Annotated in this window: 14 protein-coding genes; 6 read left to right on the top strand and 8 right to left on the bottom strand. The window is 71.2% G+C overall.

What is annotated here, in order from left to right; translation table 11 throughout:
• Positions 1–13 precede the first annotated feature (13 nt).
• Entirely contained in the window at positions 14–748 is a 735-nt protein-coding gene (locus ACFVFH_RS13385) for a TetR/AcrR family transcriptional regulator (protein WP_383766866.1), read from the bottom strand.
• 128 nt (positions 749–876) lie between these two features.
• Between ACFVFH_RS13385 and ACFVFH_RS13380 the strand changes: the two genes are divergently transcribed.
• A complete protein-coding gene (locus ACFVFH_RS13380) occupies positions 877–1329 on the top strand; it encodes a nitroreductase family deazaflavin-dependent oxidoreductase (RefSeq protein WP_383766863.1) in 453 nt (150 codons plus the stop codon).
• A 313-nt stretch (positions 1330–1642) separates the two neighbouring features.
• Here ACFVFH_RS13380 and ACFVFH_RS13375 read toward each other — a convergent pair whose 3' ends face one another.
• A complete protein-coding gene (locus ACFVFH_RS13375) occupies positions 1643–2857 on the bottom strand; it encodes a geranylgeranyl reductase family protein (protein WP_323180267.1) in 1215 nt (404 codons plus the stop codon).
• A 183-nt stretch (positions 2858–3040) separates the two neighbouring features.
• On the opposite strand from ACFVFH_RS13375, the gene ACFVFH_RS13370 reads away from it, so the two are divergent.
• A complete protein-coding gene (locus ACFVFH_RS13370) occupies positions 3041–4405 on the top strand; it encodes a dipeptidase (RefSeq protein WP_383766860.1) in 1365 nt (454 codons plus the stop codon).
• A 269-nt stretch (positions 4406–4674) separates the two neighbouring features.
• On the top strand, positions 4675–5385 hold the full coding sequence (locus ACFVFH_RS13365) for an MBL fold metallo-hydrolase (RefSeq protein WP_383766857.1): 711 nt from the start codon (positions 4675–4677) through the stop codon (positions 5383–5385).
• On the opposite strand, the gene ACFVFH_RS13360 is transcribed toward ACFVFH_RS13365, so the two are convergent.
• Entirely contained in the window at positions 5344–6381 is a 1038-nt protein-coding gene (locus ACFVFH_RS13360) for an NUDIX domain-containing protein (RefSeq protein ID WP_383766854.1), read from the bottom strand. The genes ACFVFH_RS13365 and ACFVFH_RS13360 overlap by 42 nt on opposite strands.
• A gap of 210 nt (positions 6382–6591) precedes the next feature.
• Here ACFVFH_RS13360 and ACFVFH_RS13355 point away from each other — a divergent pair, with 210 nt between their 5' ends.
• A complete protein-coding gene (locus ACFVFH_RS13355; RefSeq protein WP_176729145.1) occupies positions 6592–6768 on the top strand; it encodes a hypothetical protein in 177 nt (58 codons plus the stop codon).
• Between the two features lie 146 nt (positions 6769–6914).
• Here the strand turns inward: ACFVFH_RS13355 and ACFVFH_RS13350 are convergent, their stop codons facing one another.
• The 3 genes from ACFVFH_RS13350 to ACFVFH_RS13340 are packed head-to-tail and all read right to left on the bottom strand — an operon-like array spanning position 6915 to position 10079.
• Positions 6915–7832: a carbohydrate ABC transporter permease gene (locus ACFVFH_RS13350; RefSeq protein WP_383766852.1), complete on the bottom strand. Its 918-nt coding sequence runs from the start codon at positions 7830–7832 to the stop codon at positions 6915–6917.
• Positions 7829–8743, bottom strand: a complete 915-nt coding sequence (locus ACFVFH_RS13345) for a carbohydrate ABC transporter permease (protein ID WP_383766850.1) — start codon at positions 8741–8743, stop codon at positions 7829–7831. Before ACFVFH_RS13345 ends, ACFVFH_RS13350 begins: the two co-directional genes overlap by 4 nt.
• Positions 8744–8789: 46 nt before the next feature.
• On the bottom strand, positions 8790–10079 hold the full coding sequence (locus ACFVFH_RS13340; protein WP_383768011.1) for an ABC transporter substrate-binding protein: 1290 nt from the start codon (positions 10077–10079) through the stop codon (positions 8790–8792).
• Positions 10080–10345: 266 nt separating this feature from the next.
• On the opposite strand from ACFVFH_RS13340, the gene ACFVFH_RS13335 reads away from it, so the two are divergent.
• Positions 10346–12376 (top strand): NPCBM/NEW2 domain-containing protein, encoded by a 2031-nt coding sequence (locus tag ACFVFH_RS13335; protein WP_383766847.1) that lies wholly within the window; start codon positions 10346–10348, stop codon positions 12374–12376.
• Positions 12377–12540: 164 nt separating this feature from the next.
• Here ACFVFH_RS13335 and ACFVFH_RS13330 read toward each other — a convergent pair whose 3' ends face one another.
• Positions 12541–13497, bottom strand: a complete 957-nt coding sequence (locus ACFVFH_RS13330) for an ROK family protein (RefSeq protein ID WP_383766844.1) — start codon at positions 13495–13497, stop codon at positions 12541–12543.
• Positions 13498–13677: 180 nt separating this feature from the next.
• Between ACFVFH_RS13330 and ACFVFH_RS13325 the strand changes: the two genes are divergently transcribed.
• Positions 13678–14706, top strand: a complete 1029-nt coding sequence (locus ACFVFH_RS13325) for a LacI family DNA-binding transcriptional regulator (protein WP_383766842.1) — start codon at positions 13678–13680, stop codon at positions 14704–14706.
• Positions 14707–14731: 25 nt separating this feature from the next.
• On the opposite strand, the gene ACFVFH_RS13320 is transcribed toward ACFVFH_RS13325, so the two are convergent.
• Positions 14732–16030, bottom strand: a complete 1299-nt coding sequence (locus tag ACFVFH_RS13320) for a DUF6986 family protein (protein ID WP_383766839.1) — start codon at positions 16028–16030, stop codon at positions 14732–14734.
• Between the last annotated feature and the right edge of the window lie 164 nt (positions 16031–16194).

Below are 16194 nucleotides of genomic sequence, written 5' to 3'. Positions count from 1 at the left end.
GGGGCCGCACCGGTCACGGCCCGGCCGTCTCCGCGGGCCGTGGTGTCGCTCCGCCGTCGATCAGCCCGACCGTGCGAGCCAGTTCGGTGACCGCTTCCCGGAAGAAGGCCTCCCGGGTCTCGACCACCCCGTTGAACTGGCCGAAGACCTCGAAGGAGATCAGCCCGAAGAGCTGCGACCAGGCGGCGATCAGCGGGATGGCGGCCTTGGGCGGAATGCCCGGGGCGAAGGCGGCGACCATCCGGTCGGCCTCGGCGCGCAGATCACCGGCGAGCGGCCGCAGGGCCAGGCCGTCCGAGCCGTAGGCGTCCGCGGCCACAGCGATCAGGGCGAGGCCGACGCGGGAGGCGGGGCCGATCGTCGCCTGCGGCGCGCTGTAGCCGGGCACGGGCGAGCCGTAGATCAGGGCGTACTCATGGGGGTGGGCCAGGGCCCATTCCCGCACGGCGAGAGTGACGGCGACCCAGCGGGCGGCATGGGTGGCGGCCTCGGCGCGGGCGGTGCGGTGGGCCCTCTCCGCGGCCTCGCCCACGGAGTCGTACGCGTCGACGATCAAGGCGGTGAGCAGTTCGTCCCGGCTGGGGAAGTAGCGGTAGAGGGCGGAGGAGGCCATACCGAGCTCCCGGGCGACGGCGCGCAGCGACAGCTTCGCTGCGCCCTCGGCCACGAGCTGCTTCCTCGCCTCGTCCTTGATGGCTGCGGTGACCTCGATGCGGGCCCGTTCCCTGGCTCCTCGGACAGTGCTCATGGCCGTCAGTCTGCCATGAAGGCAGAGCACCGACCAATAACGAGATCAGTGCTCTTGATTTCGAGCACCGATTCCGTGCACACTGATCTCAAGCGAGAGCACCGCTCTCGAAATCTTAGGGAGCCGTCATGTCTCAGCCGTACTACCTCCAGGGCAGCGCCCTCAATACCCGGATGAACGGCATCGTCGGCTGGCTCGCCCGTCGCGGCCTCAGCCTGTTCGGCTCGGCCGAGATGTCGGTGCGCGGCCGCAAGAGCGGGCAGATGCAGCGCGTACCCGTCAATCCGCACACCCACGAGGGCGCGCAGTACCTCGTCTCCGCGCGGGGTCACTCGCAGTGGGTGCGCAACATGCGGGTCGCCGGTGGCGGCGAACTGCGGGTGGGCCGGAAGGTCCACGGCTTCACGGCGGTGGAGATCGCGGACGACGAGCAGAAGGCGCGGATCATCCGCACCTACCTGGAACGGTGGGGGTGGGAGGTCAGCGAGTACTTCAAGGGCATCACCGCGAAGTCCTCGGACGCCGAGCTCCTGGCGGCCTGCCCCGATCACCCGGTATTCCGGTTCACGGTGGAGCGCTGACCGCGTGGGCGGCCCCTCCTCCGGCACCGGGGCCCGTTCCGGCTCGGTCCGGTACAGCTCGGTTCGGCCCGGTCCGGTCCAGCTCGGTCGGTCCGCTCGGCGGGCTCCACCGGGCCGGGTTCTACTGGGCGGAGGGAACCCACGACAGAGCGAACTCCGGGCAGAGCGAACCCCGGCCGGAGGAAACCGAGGCTGTCGTCGACACACCCTCCGCCGCACAGACTCCGGCGCACGGCGCCGGGACCTTCCGTCCGGATCCTGCCGAACCCCGCGAGCCCGGCAGGGCGGAATCCGGACGGAAGAACTAGAAGAACTAGCGGTCCATCGCGGACAGCGCCCGCTGCGCCAGCGGATGCGTGCGGACCAGTTCGCCGAGCGAGGTCGTTCCGCGGGTGATCCCGGCGAACGCGTTCCAGGCCGGGCGGAAGCCCGTCAGCACCGCGTGCAGCACCCCGGGGCGGCGCTCGAACAGCTTCAGCATCCGGCGCCCGACGCCCATCTCGACGCCGAGGCCCGCCTTGATGGCGAACGCGTAGTTCAACGCCTGACGCCGGGCGTCCACCGCGTCGTGCGACTCCGCGATCCGGACCGCCCACTCACCGGCGAGCCGTCCCGACCGCAGCGCGAAGGAGATCCCCTCGCGGGTCCACGGCTCCAGCAGGCCCGCCGCGTCGCCGCACACCAGCACCCGCCCGCGCGACAACGGCGAGTCGTCGCTGCGGCAGCGCGTCAGATGCCCGGAGGAGATCTTCGGCTCGAAACCGGCGAGGCCGAGGCGCGCGATGAAGTCCTCCAGGTACCGCTTGGTCCCCGCCCCGTCGCCCCGGGCCGAGATCACCCCGACCGTCAGGACATCTCCCTTGGGGAACACCCAGCCGTAACTGCCGGGCATGGGGCCCCAGTCGATCAGCACCCGTCCCGCCCAGTCCTCCGCGACCGTGGCCGGAACCGGGATCTCCGCCTCCAGACCGAGGTCCACCTGGTCGAGCTTCACCCCGACATGAGCTCCTATCCGCCCCGCGCTGCCGTCGGCACCGACCACCGCGCGGGCCAGGACCGTCTCGCCGCCGGACAGCACCACGGCGACCGTGCGCCGGTCGGGCACCGAGGCGCCGTGCTGCTCCACCCGCGTCACCGTCGCTCCGGTGCGGAGTTCGGCGCCCGCCTTCTGCGCCTCCTCGACCAGTCCCGCGTCGAACTCGGGGCGGTTGATCAGCCCGAAGAGCATCCGCTTGGAACGACGGGTCCGCGCCAGCCTGCCGTTGAGCGAGAACGTGACCGCGTGGATCCGGTCCCGCAACGGCAGTTCGAAGCCGGGCGGCAGCGAATCCCGTGAAAACCCGATGATGCCGCCGCCACATGTCTTGTACCGGGGAAGCTCCGCCTTTTCGAGGAGCAGCACCCGTCGGCCGGCGACCGCCGCCGCGTATGCCGCTGAGGCGCCGGCCGGTCCGCCACCGACTACGACGACATCCCACACGGACGACTCTTCGTGCTCCTGTACGGCGTCTGCGTTCTCGCTGCTCACGATGTGCTTCTGCTCCCGATCCCACCAGTGGCCCATGCTGCTCACGGCATCCTACGGCGCGTTGCTCCCGGCCCCCGCTGTGGGAGGATCGACCGTACGTTCGTCCTGCATGCGACGCCGCACACCCGGCGTCCATGTAGCCGGATTCGTACACATAACGTCGCACCCACGAGGAGCGTGCCCATGACCGCCCGTCCGATTTCCGAGACCATCGCCTCGCTGATGCCCCGTGCCAAGTCGGAGCTGTCCGAGCTGGTGGCCTTCCAGTCGGTGGCGGATCCCGCGCAGTTCCCGAAGAGCGAGTGCGAGGCGGCGGCCGACTGGGTCGCCGACGCGCTGCGCGCCGAGGACTTCCAGGACGTCGCCCTTCTCGACACTCCCGACGGCACCCGGTCGGTCTACGGCCACCTGCCCGGCCCGGCCGGCGCCCCGACCGTCCTGCTCTACGCGCACTACGACGTACAGCCGCCGCTCGACGAGTCCGCCTGGCTCTCCCCGCCGTTCGAGCTGACGGAGCGCGACGGCCGCTGGTACGGCCGCGGCTCGGCCGACTGCAAGGGCGGCTTCATCATGCACCTGCTCGCCCTGCGCGCCCTCAAGGCCGACGGCGGCGTCCCGGTCTCCGTCAAGGTGATCGTCGAGGGCTCCGAGGAGCAGGGCACCGGCGGGCTGGAGCGTTACGCGGAGGCGCACCCCGAGCTGCTGGCCGCCGACACCATCGTCATCGGCGACACCGGCAACTTCCGGGTCGGCCTGCCGACGGTCACCGCGACGCTGCGCGGGATGACGATGCTGCGGGTCACCCTGGACACCCTCGAAGGGAACCTGCACTCCGGGCAGTTCGGCGGCGCCGCCCCGGACGCGCTGGCCGCGATGATCCAGCTGCTGGCGTCGCTGCGCGCCGAGGACGGCTCCACGACCGTCGACGGGCTCGCCGCGGACACCGAGTGGGACGGGCTCCAGTACCCGGAGGCGGATTTCCGCAAGGACGCCAAGGTCCTCGACGGTGTCGGGCTGATCGGCACGGGTACGGTCGCCGACCGCATCTGGGCCCGCCCCGCCGTCACCGTCATCGGCATCGACTGCCCGCCGGTGGTCGGCGCGACGCCGTCCGTGCAGGCGAGCGCGCGTGCCCAGGTCAGCCTGCGGGTGCCGCCGGGCCAGGACGCCGCCGAGGCCACCGGTCTGCTGACCGCCCACCTGAAGGCGCATGCCCCGTGGGGTGCCAGGGTCGCGGTGGAACAGGTCGGCCAGGGACAGCCGTTCCGCGCGGACACCTCCAGCCCGGCGTACACGTCGATGGCGCAGGCGATGGAGGCCGCGTACCCGGGCGAGAAGATGCAGACGTCCGGTATGGGGGGATCGATCCCGCTCTGCAACACCCTTGCCGCCCTGTACCCGGAGGCGGAGATCCTGCTGATCGGTCTGAGCGAGCCGGAGGCGCAGATCCACGCGGTGAACGAGAGCGTGTCGCCCGAGGAACTGGAGCGCCTGTCGCTCGCCGAGGCCCTGTTCCTGCGGAACTACGCCGAGTCCAAGCGGGCCTGACCGAGCGCCAACGATACGGCCGCGGCCCTGCGGGCCTTCCGCTCGCAGGGCCGGACCGGAGCCGCGCGGGCGGGTCCGCCCGTGCCCACGGGCGCGATGCCGCGGGCCCGCTGCTCGCAGGGACACGGCCCCCGTGTCCACCCGGGGTGCTCCGGCACGCGTGGACGCGGGGGCGGGAACCGAGGGGGCGCCGCCGCTACGCGTTCGGCGAAGCTCGCCCAGAGCGTAGATCCGGGCCCGCGGGCCGTCCCTCGGCATACGTTCGTGGCATGGATCTCGTCGAGGTACTTCCCCAGCTCCACATGTTCCGGTTCCCCATCGGCCAGGCCTATCTGTGGCGTGACGGGGCCGATCTGACGCTGATCGACGCGGGCGACGCCGACGCGGCGGCCGCCATCGAGGACGGGGTGCGCGGTCTGGGCCTGGATCCGGGCCGCATCTCCCGGATCGTCCTCACCCATGGACACATCGACCACTACGGCGCCGCGCAGGAGCTCGCCGACCGGCACGGCGCCCAGATCATGGCCCACCGGCTGGACGCCTCGGTGATCCGGGGCGAGGAGGAGATCGCCGCTCCCGTCCTGCTCGAATGGGAACTCCCGCTGTGGGAACGGACCCGGTCCGTTCCCCTCGCCCCGCCGACCCGGGTCGACCGTGAACTGGCCGACGGCGACGAGCTCGGCTTCGGCCAGGGGGCCCGGGTGGTCCACTCCCCCGGCCACACCCCCGGCTCCATCGGCATCCATCTGCCGCACCACGGCGTGCTGTTCACCGGGGACTGCGTGGCCAACGTCGACCGGGTGATCCTCGGCGTCTTCAACATCGACCCGGAGCAGGCCCTGGACTCCTTCCGGCGGCTGGCCGCCCTGGAACCGTCCACGGCCTGCTTCGGGCACGGCGATCCGATCGCTTCCGGCGCCGCCGCGGCGATGCGGGCCTCAGCCGACCGGGACCCCGGCCTCCAGATTGAGCACGGCTGACCGCTCCCGGGCGCGCAGGGCCCACCTCAGCCGTTCGTACCGGGTCGGGGGCAGCAGGGTGGCCGCCTCCGCCTCGGTGACGAACCGCCAGCCGCGCAGTTCCGATCCGGGCAGGAGCAGCCGCTCGGCGTCCGGCCCGGTCAGCAGCCCGCCGTCGAAGAGCAGCCGCAGGCCGCCGTAGCCGGGCGGACGGGGGGCCTCCCAGTCGACGACGAGGAGCTTCGGCACCCGGTCCAGGTGGATGCCTATCTCCTCGGCCACCTCACGTATCCCGGCCTGGGCCGGCGCCTCGCCGGACTCGACCACCCCGCCGGGGAACTCCCAGCCCGGCTTGTACGTGGGGTCGACCAGCAGCACCCGGTCGTGCTCGTCGAAGAGCAGGACGCCGGACGCCACGGTCTCCGCGGTCGGTTCGGGTGTCTGCACGATCTCGCACGGGGTGGCCGTGCCGCTGCTGACCGCCTCGGCGATCCGCTGGGCCGTTCCGTACGGGGTGAGCGCCCCGGAGTCGATGAGGTGGGCGTCCCCGGTGAGCCAGCCGAGTGCCGCCCGGTAGGGCGCGATGTGCTGGTAGGCCCACTGCCGTACCCGTTCGCTGTGCTCCGGGTCGTCCGGGTACTCCTCCCGGTCGGCGATCCGTTGACGCAGGATCGTTTCCTCAGGTGAGAGCAGGACATGGCGCACCGGGATGCGCCGGGAGGCGAGCCCCCCGAAGATCTCGTCGCGGTACTCCTGCCGCAGCAGCGTCATCGGCACCACCAGTACCCCGGACACCTCCGCGAGCAGCGCCGCCGCGGTGTCCACGACCAGACGCCGCCAGATCGGCAGGTCCTGGAAGTCCGTCACTTCGGCGAGTCTCTTCTGGGGCAGCAGATGCCGCAGCCCCGCGCCGATGAGTTCGGGGTCGTACAACGTGCTGTTCGGGATCAGATCGATCAGTTCACGCGCGGCGCTCGTCTTGCCCGCACCGAACGCACCGTTGACCCACACAATCACGGTTCCCCCTCTTCCGTAGCCCCCTGTGGCTTGCCCGCAACACCCTGCCGCGAAAACCCGGCCGTGGCGATGCCTGTTTCCCGAACGGAACCCTCCGGTGCCCGCGCGCCGGGCTGCCGGGCGCCTGCGTCCGGTCGTGCGCACGGCCGTAACGAGGAGGCGGCAAGGTCGTTGGAGCGGACAGCCGACCCGACGACCAGGGGGTGCAGCGTGCTGCGCACAGTGCTTGAGCGGTTTCCCGCAGGCGGGCCACGGGGCAGTTGGCCTGCGGAGGAGTTCGCGGCCGCCCGCCGCTGCGAGGGCGTGGCGGCCGAGGTGGTGATGGATCTGGAGCAGGACGCGTTCCTGGTGGTCGTGCCGCAGCAGTCGCCGGACCGGGGCCGCTGAGGCCGGGGCCCGGTCCGGAGCCGGGGCCCGGCCGGCCGGACGGGCCCGTACCGGCTCCGGAAGTGGCACCCCGCCTCCCCCCTTTCCTCACTGTTCCGTCACCAACGGAGCAGGGCCGTCCGCCCGGGGCCGCCCCGATCCGGCCCCTATCCCTTGGAGGCGCCCAGGGTGAGACCGGCGATGAAGTGGCGCTGGAGCAGGAGGAAGACCACCAGGGTGGGCAGGGCGACGATCACCGATCCCGCGGCGAGCAGGTTGTAGTCCGTGAAGAACTGGCCCCTGAGGTTGTTCAGCGCCGAGGTGATGGGGAGCTTGTCGCCGTCGGAGATGAAGACCAGCGCCCACAGGAAGTCGTTGTACATCCAGGTGAACTGGAGCGTGCCGAGCGCCGCCAGAGCGGGACGGCACAGGGGCAGGGTGATCCGCCGGTACTGGGTCCACACGCCCGCGCCGTCGACGATGGCGGCCTCCAGGATCTCCTGCGGAAGGGCGCGCATGAAGTTGGCCAGGACGAAGACGCAGAAGCCGAGCTGGAAACCGATCTGGACGACGACCACGGCCCAGTACGAGTCGTACATCGTCATCGAGTCGGACATCCAGTAGGGCAGCGGGATGCGGTTGAACACCACGTACAGGGGCGTCACGATGACCTGTTGCGGCAGGAGGTTCCCGGCGGTGAAGAACATCAGCAGGACGAGCCCGCCGCGCATCCTCAGGCGGGCCAGCGCGAAGGCCACGAACGAGGCGAGGAACAGGGTGACGAGCACCCCCGGAATCGCGATGATCATGGTGTTGACGAAGTACTTCGTCATGCCGGAGTCGGAGAACGCCTGTCGGTAGTAGTCCAGCGAGAGATGGCGCGGCAGCGAGAAGTAGCCGTGTTCCGAGGTCTCGTCGTACGGCCGCAGCGACGCGTACACCGCGAGCAGGAGCGGTGCGAGGAAGGCGAGGGAGACCGCCATCAGAAAGGCGTGGACGCCGATCCGGCCGGGCCGGATCCGGCGCCGGGCGGCGCGCCCCGGCGGCGGCGCGACGGGGCGGGCGGGGGCGGCTTGGACGGTCAACGGTTCTTCTCCCCTCGGAGCTCCTGGACCAGATACGTGGCGACGAATCCCAGGGAGACGACCAGCAGGACCACGGCGATGGCGGAGCCGAAGCCGATCCTGCTGGCCTCGCCGATGATGTTGTCGGTGACGAGCACCGAGAGCAGTTCGAGCCCGTTGCGGCCGTGGTTGACGGCGTACACGATGTCGAACGCGCGCAGGGACTCGATGACGGTGATGACGCCGACGATGACGTTGACCGGGCGCAGGGTGGGGAGGACGACGCGGAAGAAGGTCTGTGCCTCGCTCGCCCCGTCGATCGCCGCGGCCTCCTTCAGCGACGGGTCGACGGCCTTCAGCCCCGCGAGGTAGAGGATCATCACATAGCCGGTGTGCCGCCAGGCGGCGGCGAGCAGCACCATCCAGATGTTGAGGTCCGGGTCGCCGAGCCAGTCGGTCGGTGCGGCCGTGTCCCCGAGGACCGCGTTGAGGGCGCCCTGGTCACGGGAGAAGACCAGCTGGGCGATGAAGCCCACCACGGCGAGGGAGAGGACGACGGGCATGTACAGCGTCGACTGGTAGAAGCGGCTGAAGCGCACCCCCCGGTCGATGAGGACGGCCAGCAGCAGCCCGAACGGGGCGGCGACCAGGCCGAGGAAGGCGAGCCAGAGGAGGTTGTGCCGGGCCGCGGGCCAGAACTGCGGGTAGTTGGTGAAGAGGTTCTCGTAGTTCTGCGTACCGACCCATTTGATGTCGCCGATGCCGTCCCAGCCGGTGAAGGAGAGCACCACGGAGGCGAGGGTCGGCCCCCAGACGACGGCGACGTCGAGCAGGACGGGTATGCCCAGCAGCACACCGATGACGGCGAGGTCGCGGCCGGTGAACCGCCGCGCGGCCCGCCGTCCGGTGCGCCGGGTCGAGAGGAACGACACGGTCGGTACTCCAGGTTCGGTCGGATGCCATCGGGGTCGTCCGGGGTCAGTCGGCGGCGAAGATGGTCTTCTTCTGCCGTTCGATGCCGTTGACCAGGCCGTCCACGTCGTCCGGGTCGCTGATGAACTGCTGGATCGCCGGGATCATGACCGTGGAGGAGAAGTCCGGCCTGGTGTCCCGGTCCAGGAACTGGGAAATCTGCTTCGCTCCGGAGACCAGCTCCACGGCCTTCTTCTGGAGCGGCGAGTAGGCGGAGATGTCCGCCTGGTCGCTGACCGCGATGTTGTTCGGATCGCTCTTCAGGTAGATGTCCTCGGCCTTCCCGGTGGCGAGCCACTTGAGCAGGTCCTTGGCGCTCTCCAGGTTCTTGCTGTTCTTGAGGTTCTTCGACTTCTTGGCCAGCAGGAACCCGTCGATGGGGGCCTCGACCGCGTCCTGCCCGTGCTGCGGGTCGATGACGGGAAAGGGAAAGAAGTCGATGTCGCCCTGTTCGCCCTTGGGGAACTGGGCGCCGGGGTGCGGCAGCCCGAGGACGGCCATTCCGGCCTCCTTCTTCTGGAGGCTGGTGGCGGCCTCCTGCCAGGTACGGCCGTTGGCACCCGGCTGGCAGTACGGCAGGAGCCGGCGCCAGGTGTCGAAGACCTCCCTGACCCGCTTGTCGGTCCAGGCGACCTCGCCCGCCATCAGGCTCTTGTGGAATTCATAGCCGTTGGTCCGCATGTCGATGTAGTCGAAGGTGCCCATGGCGGGCCAGCCGTCCTTGTCGCAGAAGGCGATGGGGTCGAGCTTGTCCTTCTTCATCTGCTTGGCGAGCGCCACGTACTCGTCGAGCGTCTTCGGCGCCTGATAGCCGCGGTCGGCGAACAGGCTCCTGCGGTGGAAGACGGCCCACGGATAGTAGTAGTACGGCGTGAGGTACTGCTTGCCGTCCGCCCCGGTGGACTGGGCCTTCAACGCGGCCGAGAAACCCTTGTATCCCTGCCAGTTGTCGCTGATGTCGTGCAGCAGCCCCTTCTCCGCGAAGAACTGCATCCGGTTGCCGGCGAACCACATGAAGACGTCGTCCGGCTTGCCCTGGAGATAGCGGTTGATGTTCTCCTGAAAAGTGTTGTGGTCGACGGTGTTGACCTTCACCTTCCGCCCGCCCGACTGCGCCTCGTACGCGGCGAAGGCGTCGGCGAACGCCTTCTTCGGAACCGGGTCGGAGGAATTCGATCCCAGGGTGATCGTCTTTCCGTCGCCGCCGGGACCGCTCCCGCAGGCTGCGAGCAGCGCGGGCAGCGCCACGGCTCCGGCACCGGCGGCCGCGCCCCGCAGCAGACTTCGCCGGGACATCCGATGTCCAGCGACACTGCCCGGGACACCTGACTTGTCGTCATCAGACTGCGTCATGCCCAACTCCTCCGGAGATGCAACCCAACACAACCGAACGTGCGCTTGGATCACACCTTCAACTGAGGTTGCAGTCAAGGGTTTTGACGAGATGTCGGGCAACCGCAGCCACCCTCTTCCAACAGACTTCAACACGCCCTAACGTAATCGCACGCCTTGGCGTGCACATGCTGACATCCGATCACGCACGAGTATGGAGGAACGTAACGATGCGTCATCTTCCAACCCGTACAACCCGAACCAGCCGTCGTGGAGTCATCGGAGCGGTGCTGGCCGGGCTGCTGTGCGCAGCGGGAACCACCGTTCCCGCGGTCGCGGACGCCCCCGCCCGCACCGTGGCTCCGCGGTCCGGAAACGGCCTTGCGCTCACCCCGCCGATGGGCTTCAACAACTGGAACTCGACGCACTGCCGGGCCGAGTTCGACGAATCGATGGTCAAGGGCATCGCCGACATCTTCGTCGAGAAGGGCCTCAAGGACGCGGGCTACAGGTACGTCAATCTCGACGACTGCTGGGCGAAACCGCAGCGCACCGCGGACGGCAAGCTGGAAGCCGATCCCCGGCGCTTCCCGAACGGGATCAAGGCCGTGGCCGACTATGTCCACTCCAAGGGCCTCAAGATCGGCATCTACACCAGCGCGGGCACCAAGACCTGCGACAGCGTGGGCCTCCCCGGGGCACTGGGCCACGAGTACAGCGACGCACAGCAGTTCGCCGACTGGGGCATCGACTATCTGAAGTACGACAACTGCAACAACCAGGGCGTCGACGCCAGGAAGCGCTACACGACGATGCGGGACGCGCTGGCGGCGACCGGCCGCCCCATCGTCTACAGCATCTGCGAATGGGGGGAGAACAAACCCTGGGAGTGGGCCGGTGAGCTGGGCAACCTCTGGCGCACCACCGGTGACATCAACGACAGCTGGGGCAGCATGCTGTCGATCATGAAGCAGAACCTGCCCCTCGCGGCGGCCGCCGGACCCGGGCACTGGAACGACCCCGACATGCTGGAGGTCGGCAACGGCGGCATGACGGACACGGAGTACCGCACCCACTTCTCGATGTGGTCCGTCATGGCGGCGCCCCTGCTCATCGGCTCCGACCTGCGCAAGGCGAGCGCGGAGACCTTCGAGATCCTCTCCAACCACGAGGTCGTCGCGGTCGACCAGGACCCGCTCGGCAAGCAGGGCACCGTGCTCTCCTCCGCCGGCGGGCGCTGGGTGGTCGCCAAGGAGATGCGGGACGGCAGCCGCGCCGTCGCCCTCTTCAACGAGACCGGCAGCGCCCAGCGGATCGCGACGACGGCAGCCGAGGTGGGGCTGCCGCGGTCCGGCGGGTACACGATGCGCGATCTGTGGGAGCACAGGTCGTACAACACGGCGGGCACCGTGGCGGCGACCGTCCCGGCGCACGGCACGGTGCTGCTGCGGGTCGCCGCCGACGGCACCTGGGCCGCACATCCGCCGGCGGTCGAACTCGGCCTGGATTCCAGCCCGTTGATCGAGGCCGGGCACACCACCACACTGACCACGACGCTCACCGGCCTCGGCCGCACCCCCGCCAGGAAGGTCTCGGCCCTGCTCACCGGCGCCCCGGGCTGGCGAGTGAAGGCGCTGACACCGGCCTCCGCACCGGCTCTGCCGACCGGCCGCTCCCTCACCACCCGCTGGCAGGTGACGGCCCCCGCGGGCACCCCCACCGGGGCGTACGGGCTGACCCTCGACGCCCGCTACCGCTCACCGGCCGGGGCCCGGGTACGGACCACCGTCCCGCTCCAGGCCCATGTGGTGGTCGCGCCCCCGGCGGGCGGCGGCTACCTGAGCGATCTGCCGCAGCTCTCCGCGACCAACGGCTGGGGCCCGGTCGAGAAGGACACCAGCAACGGCGAGAGCAGTGCGGGCGACGGCAATCCGCTGACGATCGGCGGCACGGTCTTCACCAAGGGGCTCGGCGTGCACGCCGACAGCGCCGTCGAGTTCTACACGGGCGGGGCCTGCCGCACCGTGTCGGCGCAGGTGGGGCTGGACGACGAGAAGGGCACCAGGGGGACGGTCGCCTTCGAGGTCTGGGCCGACGGCACGAAGGCGGCGTCGACCGGCGTACTGACCAACGCGATGCCCGCCCTGCCGGTCACCGCCGATGTGAGCGGGGCGCAGGTGGTACGTCTGGTGGTCACCGACGGCGGGGACGGCGTCGATTCCGACCACGCGGACTGGGCGGACCTGCGGATCACCTGCTGACGGGGAGCGGCGTCATCTGCTGAGGGGAGACGCGGGGGCGGCGCCCTCGCGCCCGCGCCGCCGGGGTCCTGGTCCTCGGCGGAGCCTGGCCGCCGCGCGGCGCCCCGCGCGCCCCCGCCGCCGGGCGGCTCCGGAGCGTCTCCCCCGGAGCCGCCCGGCGCCGGTCAGCCCCGTACGGCCACCATGCCGCCCGGCCCCACCCGCGCCGCCGCGGCGGCCGCGCCCACCAGACCCGCGTCGGTCCCCATCACCGCCGGGGCCACCTCGATCCGCCGGACGAAGGAGAGCGTGGCGTACCGGTGCAGGGCGCGGCGCAACGGAGCGAAGAGGATGTCGCCCGCACCGGCCACTCCCCCGCCGATCACCGCGATGTCGATCTCGACCAGGGCGGCGGTGGCGGCGATCCCGGCGGCCAGCGCCTGGGCGGCGCGCTCGAACGAGGCGAGGGCGATCGCGTCGCCCCCGCGCGCGGCGGCGGCCACGGCGGCGGCCGACGCATCGCCGTCCGGTCCGGGCCGCCAGCCCGCCTCCAGGGCCCGGCGGGCGATGTTGGGTCCGCTGGCGATGCGTTCGACGCAGCCGCGCGAACCGCACGGACACGGGTCGCCGTCCAGATCCACGCTGACGTGGCCGATGTGCCCGGCGTTGCCCGTGGGGCCGGGGTGGAGCCTGCCGTCGAGGACGAGCCCGCCGCCGACCCCGGTCGACACGACCATGCAGAGCGCGTTGTCGTAGCCGCGCGCGGCACCCAGCCAGTGCTCGGCAGCCGTCATCGCGACCCCGTCCCCGACCAGTCCGACGGGCAGTCCGCCGGCCGCCTTGCCGACCCGCTCCACCAGCGGGAAGTCGCGCCAGCCGGGAACGTTGACCGGGCTGACCGTGCCGGCCGAGGCGTCGACCGGGCCCGCGCTGCCGATACCGACCGCCGTCGCCCGCCCCCACAACGGCGAGCCGGACAGCTCGTCGAGGACCTCCGTCACGGCCCCCATCACCGTCTCGGCGCTCTCCCGGGCGGGCGTCGGCCGCTGTGCCCGGACGAGAAGAGCGCCGCCGCCGTCCACCAACGCGGCGGCGATCTTGGTACCGCCGATGTCCAGCGCGGCGACGAGGTCGGTATGCATCGGTGTGGCTCCGTGAGTTGGGGGCGGGGACCTGCGGCTTCAGGAAACAGTCTGCCCAGTCTCCATTCAGCTGACAACGTTGTCCAGGGCCTATGCTCGACCGCACAGCCTCCGGTCGGCTCCGTGGCACCGCCCATGGCCCCGCCGGACCACCCGCACCCGAGGACAGGACAGCGCACCGTGGCCGAGACCGCCCGTCGCCCCGAGAACCGTTACGGCAACCGGCCGACCATGAAGGACGTGGCCGCCCGCGCCGGAGTGGGCCTCAAGACGGTCTCCCGCGTGGTCAACAGCGAGCCGGGGGTGACGCCCGACACCGAGCGCCGGGTCCAGGAGGCCATCGAGGCGCTCGGCTTCCGGCGCAACGACAGCGCGCGTGTCCTGCGCAAGGGCCGCACCGCCTCGATCGGGCTGGTCCTGGAGGACCTCGCCGACCCGTTCTACGGGCCGCTGAGCCGCGCCGTGGAGGAGGTAGCGCGGGCCCACGGCGCCCTGCTCATCAACGGGTCGAGCGCCGAGGACCCGGAGCGCGAGCAGGAGTTGGTGCTCGCCCTGTGCGCGCGCCGGGTGGACGGGCTGATCGTGATCCCGGCCGGTGACGACCACCGCTATCTGGAGCCGGAGATCAAGGCGGGCATCGCCACCGTCTTCGTGGACCGCCCGGCGGGCCGCATCGACGCCGACATGGTCCTCTCCGACAGCTTCGGCGGCGCCCGCGAGGGCGTCGCCCATCTGATCGCGCACGGCCACCGCAGGATCGGCTTCATCGGCGACCAACCGCGCATCCACACCGCCACCGAGCGGCTGCGGGGCTACCACGCGGCGATGACGGACGCGGGGACGGAGGTCCAGGACTCCTGGGTCTCCCTCGGCTCGACCGAACCCGACCGGGTCCGGGCCGCCACCGAGCGGATGCTCTCCGGCCCCGAGCCCGTCACCGCGATCTTCACGGGCAACAACCGGGTGACGGTGACGGTGGTACGGGTCCTGGCCGAGCAGGAACGCCGCGTCGCCCTGGTCGGCTTCGACGACATCGAACTGGCCGATCTGCTCGGCATCACCGTCGTCTCCCAGGACGCCGCCGCCGTCGGCCGTACCGCCGCCGAGCACCTCTTCCGCCGTCTGGACGGCGCCGACCACTCCCCGGCCCGCGTGGAGCTGTCCACGACGCTCATCCGGCGCGGCTCGGGCGAGCTGCCGCCCGCCTGAGCCGCCCGTCCGGGCCGCGCGGGACCTACGGTGCGGTCACCGTGAGATCGGCCCGCCGGGGCGAGGCGAACGCCTCAAGCTCCGCGCGCGTCAGCCCGGTCAGCCGGGCGACCTCGGCGGTGTCCAGGGCGCCGCAGTCGATGCCGCGCAGAAGGTAGGAGCTGAGCGCCTTGGCGGTGGCGGGTTCGTCCATGACGTCGCCGCCGGCCTTGGCCACATAGGCGGCGAGCCGGGCGGCGGCCTGCTCCAGGCCCTCGCGGTAGAAGGTGTACACGGCGGCGTACCGGGTCGGCAGATGGCCCGGGTGCATGTCCCAGCCCTGGTAGTAGGCGCGGGCCAGGGCCCGGCGGGTGAGGCCGTAGTGGAGCCGCCAGGCCTCGTGGACCCGGGGGGTCGGTCCCACCGGGAGGACGTTGGTGGAGCCGTCCGAGACCCGTACGCCGGTGCCCGCGGCGGCGACCTGCATGACGGCCTTGGCGTGGTCCGCGGCCGGGTGGTCACTGGCCTGGTAGGCGGCGCTGACGCCGACGCAGGCGCTGTAGTCGAAGGTGCCGTAGTGCAGGCCGGTGGCGCGGCCCCGCGCCGCGTCGATCATGCGGGCGACGGCGGCGGTGCCGTCGGCGGCGAGGATGGACTGGCTGGTCTCGATCTGGATCTCGAAGCCGAGCCGCCCGGCGGGCAGCCCGTGCGCCTGCTCGAACGCTTCGAGGAGCCGGACGAAGGCGCTGACCTGCTCGGGGTACGTCACCTTGGGCAGCGTCAGGACCAGTCCGTCGGGGAGACCGCCGGCCCGCATCAGGCCGGTGAGGAAGACATCCGTGGTGCGGATGCCCCGGTCCCGTACGGCGGCCTCCATGCACTTCATCCGGATGCCCATGTACGGGGCGGCCGTGCCGTTGCCGTACGCCTCGGAGACCAGCCGGGCGGCGCGGGCGGCGGCCTCGTCCTCCTCGGCGTCGGGGCGGGGGCCGTAGCCGTCCTCGAAGTCGATGCGGAGGTCCTCGACCGGCTCGCGCTCCAGCTTGGCGCGGACCCGGTCGTGGACCGGCCCGGCGAGCTCGTCCGGGATGCCGAGGACGGCGGCGAACGAGGCCGCGTCGGGGGCGTGCTCGTCGAGGGCCGCGAGGGCCTGGTCGCCCCAGGAGCGGATGGTTCCGGCGGTGAACGCGTCGCCGGGGACGTAGACCGTGTGGACCGGCTGACGCGTGCCCGGGTCTCCCGGGTAGCGGCGTGCGAGCTCGGCGTCGACCGCGGTGAGGGAAGCGCTGATCTCCTCGCCGACCGCACCGGCGAGGCTCGTTGCCACCTTCTCCTGCTGACCCATTTCCACACCCTCCACAGTCACGCTGTTTCCGCTTCCCGGAATCAACAATCCGTATAGTGAAGTTATAAGTCTGTTGGACCTGCGTCAATGGTGATCGGAAAAGGGTGCGGGGCCGGGGGGGGGGGGTGGGGCGCCCCCCCCCCCCCCCCGGCCAAGTCGGGGGC

This window comes from Streptomyces sp. NPDC057697 (genome assembly GCF_042799335.1).
GTDB lineage: Bacteria > Actinomycetota > Actinomycetes > Streptomycetales > Streptomycetaceae > Streptomyces.
This window is presented reverse-complemented; position numbering and strand designations above follow the sequence as displayed.